The 11097-nt window shown below is 49.5% G+C and carries 1 protein-coding gene; it reads right to left on the bottom strand.

Features of this window, described 5'->3' with window-relative positions:
• Positions 1-4: 4 nt before the first annotated feature.
• A complete protein-coding gene (gene srfAA, locus JQX68_RS01995; protein ID WP_147772892.1) occupies positions 5-10768 on the bottom strand; it encodes a surfactin non-ribosomal peptide synthetase SrfAA in 10764 nt (3587 codons plus the stop codon).
• Between the last annotated feature and the right edge of the window lie 329 nt (positions 10769-11097).

Raw genomic sequence — 11097 nt, 5'->3', positions numbered from 1 at the left:
TCTATTAGAAAATTTCCATTAATTTATCAAGCTCATCCAGCGTCAAATCGTCGTCACCAAGGTCACTCGGGGTCAGTTCCGTACCATCTTGAGATAGGCAATGTTCAATGATTCTGAGTAGATGCGCTTTAAAGCTGTCGCTGAATGACTTTATCGTTTTTTCATGAAATTCAAGAGAATGATAGGCCAGTGACATCGTCAGTTTTCCGTTTTCGATATATCCGACAACATCCAGCGCGTTCGGTTTTTCTGTTTCAGGGCTTAATGACTGTCCTGATGGCAGCTCTGATCTCGTGAACAAGCCTGCATCCGACATGTCATCGAACTGTCCTAAATAGTTAAAGCTGACATCCGGCTGAATCGAGAACGCCACATCTTCTTTATGTTCCGGTGCCGTCAGATAGCGCAGAATGCCGTATCCGACTCCCTTATTCGGCACATGTCTGATATCTTCTTTCATTTGCTTCAGCTGGTAGCCCAGGTCATCCGCATGCTTCATATCAAGCACCATCGGGTACATACTTGTAAACCAGCCGACTGTGCGGGAAATGGTCAGGTCTTCTATGATTTCTTCACGTCCATGCCCCTCTAAATGAACACTTACTTGATCTTGGCCTGTCCACTCCCTCATCGCCAATCCGAATGCCGTCAGCAAAATATCATTCATTTCTGTGTGATATGCCTCATGCACCTTTGTGGTGAGCTGTTCTGTCTCTTCAGCAGTCAGCGAGAATTCAATTGTCTTTGTATGTTTCATTCGCTGATCACCAGATTCGCGGTCTTTCGGAAGCTTTACAGCGACAGTTTGTTCTTCAAGCTGTCTCCAATACTCTTTTTCTTTCAAAAAGGCTTTGGAGTTCGCGAAGTCTTGCAATCTCTCTGCATACTCTGCAAATGAATGTGTTTTCTGCGGGAGAACCGGTTCATTGCCTTGCTCAAGCTGTGTATATACCGCGGCGAAATCCTCCAGTAAAATCCGCCACGACACGCCGTCAACCACTAAGTGGTGAATGGCAAGAAGCAAGTGATCTCCGTCTTCCGCTTGGAACAATCCCGCTTTTAACAATCCGCCTTCCTGCAAGTCGATGCTGCTTTGAAAACGCTCCGCTCCTCTCTCTATACGGTCTTCGTGATCTTTCGCTTGGCCCTCAATCTGGATGACCTCCAATTGAGCGGAAGAGGCTTCAAGTCCTCTGTTGTATTGAACGACATCTTCCTGTCCCTCACGGTAAACCATGCGGAGCGCGTCATGATGCTCGATCAGCGCCTGCAATGTTTTCTCCACCCGTTCAGGATCAAAGCCCTTCTTGGCGTGAAGCATCACCGATTGGTTCCAGTGGTGTTGGTTCGTGAAGTTCTTTTCAAAGAACCAGCGCTGGATCGGCGTCAGGATGACCTCGCCCTCCACCGCGCCTTGGTCTGCCTGTTTGCCTTCGGCACGCTCTACGTATTGGGTCAGCTCCTCGATCGTCGGGTGCTGGAAGAGATCTTTCATTTCCAGCTTCCAGCCGTGCTGGTTCAAGCGGCTCGCCATCTGAATTCCTTTGATAGAATCTCCGCCAAGCGAGAAGAAATTGTCGGTGACACCGACTTCAGCCATTCCAAGCACGTCCTGCCAGATGCCGGCAAGCAGCTCTTCCATGTCGGTCGTCGGCGCTTTGTATTCTCCGCTTCCCGCTTCGATGTCCGGCTCAGGCAAGGCTTTGCGGTCGACTTTGCCGTTTGCCGTAACCGGAAGCTCGCTCAGCGTCACCCAGAACGCCGGGATCATGTAATCCGGCAGGGTTTCTTTAAGCGAAGACTTTAGTGCTTCTATATCAGCTGATTCCGGTGTGACATACGCCGCGATCGCTGTATTGCCGCCTTTATCCTTCACGGCTGTCACTGCCGCATCCTGTACGTCAGAAAGCTGCGCGAGCTGGACTTCAATTTCTGAAAGCTCGATCCGGTAGCCGCGGACCTTGACCTGCTGGTCGATCCGGCCGATGTATTCGATGCCGCCGTTCACCCACTTCACCAAATCACCAGTGCGGTACATGCGTTCACCCGGCACAAAAGGATCAGCGACAAACCGCTTCGCGGTTTCGTCTTCTCGATTCAGATAGCCTCGCGCCAATCCGCGTCCCGCCACACAAAGCTCTCCGGCTACGCCTTCCGGCTGCACCTGATTGCCCTCGCCAAGAATGTACACTCTCGTATTGGCGATCGCCTGTCCGATGGAAAGCGAGCCTTCCTCCGGATGGATTTCCGTGCTTGTGGCAACGACCGTGTTTTCTGTAGGCCCGTAGTTGTTGACGAGTTTATACGGCTGTTTCACAGCACGCTTCAGCTTGTCTCCGCCTGTGAGCAATACGCGCAGTGATGTGTTCTCAAGCTCCATGAACTGTTCCGCCAGCTGCGTCGGCAGGAACGTAATCGTCACGCCGTTCGTATCGAAATAGTCATTCAGGCGGACGATATCGAGGCGGATCGCTTCATCAATGACGTGAAGCTCAGCGCCAATCGTCCAGGTCGGGAACATCTCCCAAATGGAGGCGTCGAATCCGAAGCCCGCGTACTTCGCACTGCGGTCCTCCGATGTCATGCCAAACGCGTCGTGGTGCCAGAAGCACAGGTTCACAAGCGCATGGTGCTCGACCATGACACCCTTCGGCTGTCCGGTCGTTCCAGACGTGTAAATCATGTACGCCAAGTTCTCAGCTGTTACAGCGGTTTCTGGATTTTCCTCGTCGTTTTCATCAAGCGGCAGGCTTAGAATCGTGCGGCTTCCGTCGAGAAGAATGACATCTCCCGTATAGCTGTCCGGCACTGAAATGCCCTCTTGCTTTAAGAGAAGCTTCGCGCCGCTGTCCTGCAAAATATACTCAATCCGCTGATCCGGGTAGTCAGGATCAATCGGCACAAATGCCGCTCCCGCCTTTAAGACGCCAAGCACCGCGGCGGACATTTCAAGCGACGGCTTCGTGAGGACGCCGACGCGGTCATCCGGGCTGATGCCGCAGTCGATCAGAATCCGCGCGAGACGGTTTGCCTTCGCATTCAGCTCGCCGTACGTCCAAGATCGGCCGTTGTATGTGACAGCCGGGCGGTCTTTGTGGCGCTGGACAGTCTCTTCGAATAGCTGATGAACCGTTTTGTCTGTCGGCACAGGCAGCCCTATGCCTTTCCACGCCTCGAGAAGCGCTTGTTTTTCTGTTTCAGTGACGAGTGACAGGCTGGAAAGCGGCTGGTTCGGGTTCCCAGTAACAGCATCTAAAAGCTGCATCCAGTATTGCTTCCATCGTTCAATCGTTTCCTGCTTAAACAGAGCTGTATTGTATTCGAGTACGAATGTAAGCCCTCCGTCGGTTTCGTCAGCTGTCAGTGTGAGATCAAACTTGGCTGTTTTCCGTTCAAACGGATGCGGCTCAAGCTGAATCCCTTTCATTGTTAAATCCTTTATATTCGCATTTTGCATTGAAAAAACTGCATCGAATAACGGATTTCTGCTTGTGTCACGCTGAACCTGAACATTTCCGATCAAGTCCTCAAGCGGGTAATCCTGCGCATCAAAAGCGCTGAGTGCCGTTTCTTTCACTTCATTAAGATAGTCAGCAAAGGTCTTTTCACCCTTCGGATACGTGCGCAGCGCCAATGTATTGACGAACATTCCGATGACACGGCTGACGTCCGCTTGAGATCGTCCGGCCACAGGTGAACCGACGATGATATCGTCTTGTCCGCTCAATTTTGATAAAAACGCACTGTATGAAGCCAGAAGCACCATGTAAAGCGTGGAATCCGTTTCTTTCGCAAGCCTGCGCAGAGCATCGGCTTTGCCTGCTTCTAATGAAAATGCAATGCGGTCTCCCTCAAATGTTTGAACGGCAGGCCGGCTGTAATCAGTCGGAAGCGTCAATACCGGCAGCTCTCCATCCAGCTCCTTCAGCCAATGTTCCTCTTGCTTCTTGTAAAGCTCAGACTGAATGAACTGCTGCTGCCACACGGCATAATCCTTATATTGAATACGGAGCGGCTCAAGGTCTTCTCCGTCATACAGCTTTGAAAGCTCCTCAATCAGCACACCGACAGACGCACCGTCAGAAATAATGTGATGCATATCGAACAGCAGCACATGCTCAGTATCTGAATGCTTGATCAGCCCTATTCTGAACAGTGGAAGTTGGTCGATTTTGAAAGGCTTAATAAACTCAGAAACGATCCGCTCTGTCTCTTCTTCCGGGGCTTCGAAATAGGCCATCTCACACTCAGCCTCTTCCCAGATCCGCTGCACCGTTTCTCCATCTTTTATTTCAAACGTGGTTCTCAAGGCTTCATGACGCTGCATTAACTGCTGCATGACGCTGTTAAGCCTTTCAACATCAAGCTCACCTGTCAGGCGCAGAACCGCCGGCATGTTATAGCTCGTTTGCGCTCCTTCAAGCTGCTGGAGCACGTACATCCGTTTTTGCGGTGAAGAAACAGGATACGTATCTTGTTTCTCTGCCGGGCTGATGCTTGCGGCTGTCCCTTTTTCAGCAGAAGCAATCACTTGTGCCAAGCCCTCAACCGTCGGTGACTGGAAGAGATTTTTGAGTGACAGCTCAACGCCCAGTTCCTGATGAACCAAGGCAAGCATCTTCATGCCTGCTAATGAGTGTCCGCCAATGTCAAAGAAGTGGTCATAGACGCCGATTCGTTCAGCCTGAAGCACCTGCGCCCAAATGTCTGCGACTTTTTGTTCCGTTTCATTGCGTGGCGCAACATATGAAACACCTCTTGAAACGTTGGCATCAGGAATCGGCAGCGCTCTCCGATCAATTTTTCCGTTCCCAGTCAGCGGCAGCTCGTCCATTTGGATAAACACCGCAGGAACCATATATGCCGGCAAGTCCTTCGCAGCATGCTCTCTCAGCTCCTGTGATGAGATGTCTCCCTCTCCGACATAGTAAGCGCAAAGCAGCTGATCTCCCGCTCCTTGTTCAACAGCAAGCACAACACTCTCCTGAACACGATCATGGGTTTGCAGCTGATGTTCGATTTCTCCAAGCTCGATGCGCTGTCCGCGAATCTTCACCTGATGGTCGATTCGCCCGATAAATTCGATGTTGCCATTCGGCAGCCATCTCGCAAGGTCTCCCGTTTTATACATGCGTTCACCGGATGCAAACGGATGGGGAACAAATTTTTCCTCAGTCAGCTCTAGACGGTTGTAATAGCCTTTCACGAGTCCTTCGCCGCTGACGCAAAGCTCTCCGGCAATCCCAACCGGCTGCACGTGTCCCGTACGGTCAAGAATATATACTTCCGTATTGCTGACCGGTTTTCCAATCGGAACAGACAGCGTGTGCTCCTCTAACTCATCAACCGGATGATACGTCGCGAAAACCGTGCTTTCAGACGGCCCATACATGTGAAGGAGCTTGCCCTTTCCAACCGTTTGCAAAGCTTTTCTGACATGTTCAACCGAAGCCCGTTCCCCGCCAAACATAATCTTGCGCAACGTTGACAAGCACGCCGGATTCAAGTCCACAAGCAAGTGGAACAAAGCGGTTGTAATCATGAGAATGCTGATGTTCTCCCGTTCAATGACGCGAGACAGGCGAGCCATATCCAAGACGGTTTCCTTCGGTATCAGCACCAGCTTGGCTCCGTTTAACAAAGAGCCGAACATATCGAACATAAACGCGTCAAACACGTAATTGGAAAGTCCGAGAATCGTATCCTGTTCTGTAATGCTGAGATAATTCGTTTCCTTCACCGTACGGAGAATATTGGCATGTGTCACGATATTCCCCTTAGGGGTTCCAGTCGTTCCGGAAGTATACGTCAGGTTGGCCATTGCCGCAGAATCAAGAGGCAGTGCGAGATTTCGCGCTTCGTCATGATAGCTTTCTTCCTCATCTGCGAGCACGATAACGCCGCCAAATTCCACTTCTTCCGCTAAAGCCTTTAATTTCCTCTGTGTGAGAAGCACCTTTGCGCCGCTGTCACGGAAGAAATGCTGGATTCGCTGAATCGGGTGTTCCGGATCAATCGGAACATAAGCCGAACCTGATTTTAATACTGCCAAGATCGACACAATCATCTCCATGGACCGCTCACATAAGACAGCCGCAGTTCTGCCTTCGCCAGCTCCAACAGAAAGAATGCCGCGGGCTAAACGATTGGCCCGTTCATTCAGTTCACGATAAGTGAGTGATTCGCCTTCATATTGAAGCGCAGTGTGGTCTGGCGTATTTGCCGCTTGCTCTTCAAACAGCTGAACAATTGTTTTGTCTTTCGGATAAGGTGTTCTGCCCGGGTTAAACTGCTGAATTTGCGAAGCAGCCTCCTCTTCAGAAAGAAGCTTAAACTCGGAAATCCGCTGTTCCGGCTCAGCCGCAGCATCTTCAAGCAAACGCGCAAAATGCGTAAGCAGCCTGTTTGCCGTGCTTTGTTTAAAGAGCTTCGTGCTGTAATCCAAATCAAGCTCAATGCCTTCATCGGTTTCTCTCGCCTGCACTGTCAAATCAAATTTGGCTATCTTGAAATTGGTCTCATGAACAGACAAGGACAGATCGCCGACAGCCGGAATGCCCTCTGTCGCGTTTTGAAGGCTGAACATCGTGTCAAACAGCGGATGCCTGCTTACATCACGCGGGATGTTCAACTCTTCAACAAGCCACTCAAACGGATAATCCTGATGAGAAAAGGCATCCAGCACCCGTTTGCGGACACGCGAGATCAATTGAGTAAACGTCTCATCCTGCTTGACCTCACTGCGAATCGCAAGCGTATTGACGAACATCCCGACAATGCCCTCTGTATCGGAGTGGTTTCTGCCGGCTGACGGCGTCCCGACAATAATGTCATCCTGTCCCGTATACTTTGACAAAAGCGTATAGTAAGCGGAAAGCATCACCATATACAAAGTGGCGCCGTTTTGTTCAGCCAAACGATTGAGGCGATCCTTTACCCCCGCATCCAGCTTGATTGACACCCGATCCCCTTCAAAGCTTTGAACAGGCGGTCTCGGGTAATCGGACAGAAGCTGAAGCACCGGGAGCTCGCCTGCAAAGACTTCCTTCCAATAAGCCCGGTCCTTCTTGTACCCTTCAGCAGCCTGCCTGCTTTGCCATACGGCGTAGTCCTTATACTGGAGACGAAGCTCAGGAAGCTGTTCGCCTTTATAAATGCGTGCTAATTCCTCCAATATAATGCCAATGGATACACCGTCAGAAATCAAGTGGTGCATGTCAAACAGCAGCATATGACGGTTCTCTTCAAGCTTCAGCAAACCGATTCTGACCAGCGGAGCTTTCGCCAAATCAAATTTCCGAACGAATGATGCCATAATTGCCTCATCTGAGCGGCCGCCTCTTTCAATCATCTCAATGTTGAATTCAACGCTGTCGTGAATGTTCTGTCTCGGCGTGCTGTTTTCAAGAACAAATGACGTTCTCAAAGACTCGTGGCGTCGGATTAACCCCTGAAATGCGCGCTCCAGTTTTTGAATATCTAGAGGCCCTTCCAGAATTGCTGCCGCCGGCATGTTGTAGCCGACTCCCGCATCCTCGAACTGGCTGACGATATATGTTCGCTGCTGTGCCAGAGAAAGCGGATAATGCTCCTGTTTTTCAGCAGGTTCAATCACAGAAAATGCCCGGCTTTCTCTGTGATCTGCTTCCTGTGCAAGAGCCGCAATCGTCGGATGCTCAAACAAATATTGAAGCGGAATCTCGACGCCTGTTTCCTTATGAATCTTCGTTAAAAGGGTCATGGCCTTCAATGAATGTCCGCCCGTTTCAAAGAAATTGTCAAAGATCCCCGCCTTCTCAACGTTCAGCACATCCTGCCAAATGGCTGCGATTGCTTTTTCAGTCTCATTTCGCGGCGCTGTATAGGCCGTGCCGCTGACAGCCTTCACCTCTAGCGCAAACAGCTTGCGGCGATCGACTTTGCCGCTTGGCGTAAGCGGAATTTCTGTCACGTCTGTAAAGTAAGCCGGCACCATATAGTCAGGAAGCTGTCTGGCCGCATGCTCCCTCAAGCCGGCTGGCGCAAATTCGCTTCCAGGCTTCTGCACAACATATGCGCAAACCTCAAGATTTCCCTGTTCGTCAGGCCGTGCCAAAACAACGGCTTTTGCAACGTCGGGCGCCTGCTGAATCACAGCTTCAATTTCCCCAAGCTCAATTCGGTATCCGCGGACTTTGACCTGGTCATCCTCTCTGCCTAAATATTCGATTGTTCCATCTGGAAGCCAGCGCACCACATCCCCGGTTCGGTACATGCGCTCGCCCGGCACGAACGGATCTTGTAAAAACTTCTCATCCGTCAATTCAGGTAAATGCAAATAGCCTCGGCCTACACCGTCTCCCGCGATATAAAGCTCGCCCGCCACGCCTTCAGGCTGCAGCCGGCCTTTTTGATCCAAAATATATAAGCGGTTATTACCCAGCGCTTTCCCGATCGGCACATACGCTGATTGAACGGGACTCTCCGAGATAACCGGATGAACAGAGGCGTCAACACACGTTTCAGTCGGTCCGTACACATTGGTCAAACGCGGTGCCGCGCCTGTTTCTTTAAACAGCTTCATCAGCTTATCCGCAACGACAGAGGATAGGCCTTCTCCGCCAATCAGCATATGCTTCAGCTTAAGTCCGACAAGATCGCCCGCCGCTATCAACATTTGCAGATGGGCAGGTGTACCATCCGTCGCCTCAATGCTATTTCTCCGATAATACGCAGCAAGGGCGGCCCCGTTCGTCACTGTTTTCTTCGGTACGATATATAAGGTTTGTCCCAAAAGAAGCGACGCGAAAATCTGCTTCACTGACGCATCAAAGTGGAAAGGCGCAAGCAATGCCATCCGCAGGGTTTGGCAGCCGCTTTGATAAATCGTCTGCTGCAGAGATTCAACCAAGTGATGAACCTGGCGATGCTCGATCATAACGCCTTTCGGACGTCCGGTTGTTCCCGATGTGTAAATAATGTAAGCAAGATTCCGCGCGTTTACATCAGCCTCCGGCATGTCGTCTGCGCCTTCCGCAATCGCCTGATCAAAATCAATCAATTCAGCATCGGACGCAGGAGCTTCAATCTGCGATTCAGTCAGGATGAAGTCCGCCCCGCAATCCTCCAAAATATATTGAATCCGCTCAGCAGGAAAACCGGGATCAATCGGCACATAGGCTCCGCCGGCATTTAAAATCCCCATGATAGATGTAATCATCCGTTCAGAGCGTTCAATCAGTACGGCGACAGGACTGTCCGGGCCAACCCCTTTTTGTTTCAGCACATTGGCAATGCGTGCAGATTGCTCATGTAACGCTCGATAGGACAATGTGCGATCTTCAAATACAACTGCTGGGTGATCTGAAAGCAGCTCAGCCTTTTCTCGGAAAAGCTCTGGGATCGTCATGTCCTTACGGTAGTTCACAGATTTACCGCCCGCCATCGCAAGCAGCTTCTCTTTCTCCCCTTCAGAAATCAGTGTTAATTCATCAATTGTATGTTCTGGATACGTTAACGCGTTCTCCAGCATGGTCATCATGCGCTCACAAATCATGTTAATTTCTTCACGTGAAAATAAATCAGTTCGGTAATCAAAATCTATGGTGAGTTTCCCAGTATCCCATCGATCCTTTACATGAATCGAGACATCATTTAATCCGCTGCCGCTGAAAATCGGCTCTGTCAAAAAGGCAAGATCCTCTTCTTTCTGCCACTGCATCACTTGATATTCAAGAGAAACTGTAAACAGCCTGGTCAGAGAGCTCTTTGTTTCACGCAAATCGTTGATCAGGAGATTATACGGATACTTTTGGTGGCGAAGTGTCTTCATGAGATCCTTCATCCGATCTTTGACAAATTCTAAAAACGCTTGCCCGCCGTCAATGTTTGTCCGAAGCGGAACCGTAGAAACAAACATGCCTAGCATTTGCTTCTCTTTCGCATTCGTCCGGTTGCCCATAAAGGTTCCCGTCACAACATCATTCTGGCCGCTGACCCTGTACAAATAGGCGGCAAGCAACGATTGAAACACCGAAAGAACACTGACTTTGTTTGCCTCACAAAACGATAGAATCTGTTGATGAAGCGCTTCAGGCACATCTTTAGAGTACCTCTCAGCATCCAAACTCCCTCCTGCGGAAGCATTCCGTTTCAGGGAAACAAGTTCAGGCACCGATTCAAATTGCTTGTTCCAAAACGCCTTGTCCTTTTCAAACCGCTTCGATTGAGCATAGTCCTGTTCAGATAAAACATGATCGATAAATGAATGCGAGATTCCTTCTTTTGTCTCTGAGCCGCTAGCTAATTCTAAATAAATGTGCATGATCGCATTCCCGAGAATATTCATGGAGATGCCATCAGAAATTACGTGATGAACATTTGCGTAAAACCACACTTCATTTTCCTTTATGGTGAACAAGGAAAACCGGAACAAATCACAATCGTACAGCGGCAAAGGTTTTTTCGTTTCCTCCCGGCTCCATTGTGAAATAGACTCTATCGCATTCGGATCTCCAGTAGTGTCAGTATGTTTTATATCAACAGGCCGATACTCGCTAATATATTGAACAGGCTCCCCATTTTCATCGAGCCGCAGCCGAAGGCGCATGGACTCATTTCTGCGAATAAACTCTTGAATCGCCTGCCCAACAAGCACAAAATCAATCGCATCGGCTGAAACCAGCTTACCAATCCCCGCAAGGTTTGAAATACTCGTGTGAGGATAAAATTTTTCTGTATACCAAATTCGTTTTTGTGCATCCGTTAAAGGATAAAAAGTTATTTCCATATTGTCATACCTCCCCTAGTCTTCATAAGCAGTGAACATGTGCAGCGCATTTTCTCTTTTTTATCCATACCAGCTTTTAATTCTTATGAACTAACAACCGAAATAGCCCAAAGTACTACACTTAAAAAGCAGTGCTTCCAATCTACCGCTATTAAAACAGGCTGCCGTCAGTCAGCATTGCGGGGTCTAACACAAGCGAATAAAGACCGCAAGACCCCCCACCCTAATAGGAAACAATTTTGGCTATTTATTCATTGTTTTCAATATTTTTTATCTTACTACCGTTCACTTTAAATGAAAAAAATGTTTTTATCACCGAAAAATGGGTG

It is taken from the genome of Bacillus sp. LJBS06, from assembly GCF_016924995.1.
Taxonomy (GTDB): Bacteria; Bacillota; Bacilli; order Bacillales; family Bacillaceae; genus Bacillus; species Bacillus stercoris.
Note: the sequence above shows the minus strand (reverse complement) of the source record. Positions and strands in the feature narration are given on the sequence as shown.

Bases quoted from the DNA above. Each gene is read 5' to 3' on its own strand.
- srfAA (WP_147772892.1), bottom strand. From the start codon at position 10,768: ATGGAAATAACTTTTTATCCTTTAACGGATGCACAAAAACGAATTTGG.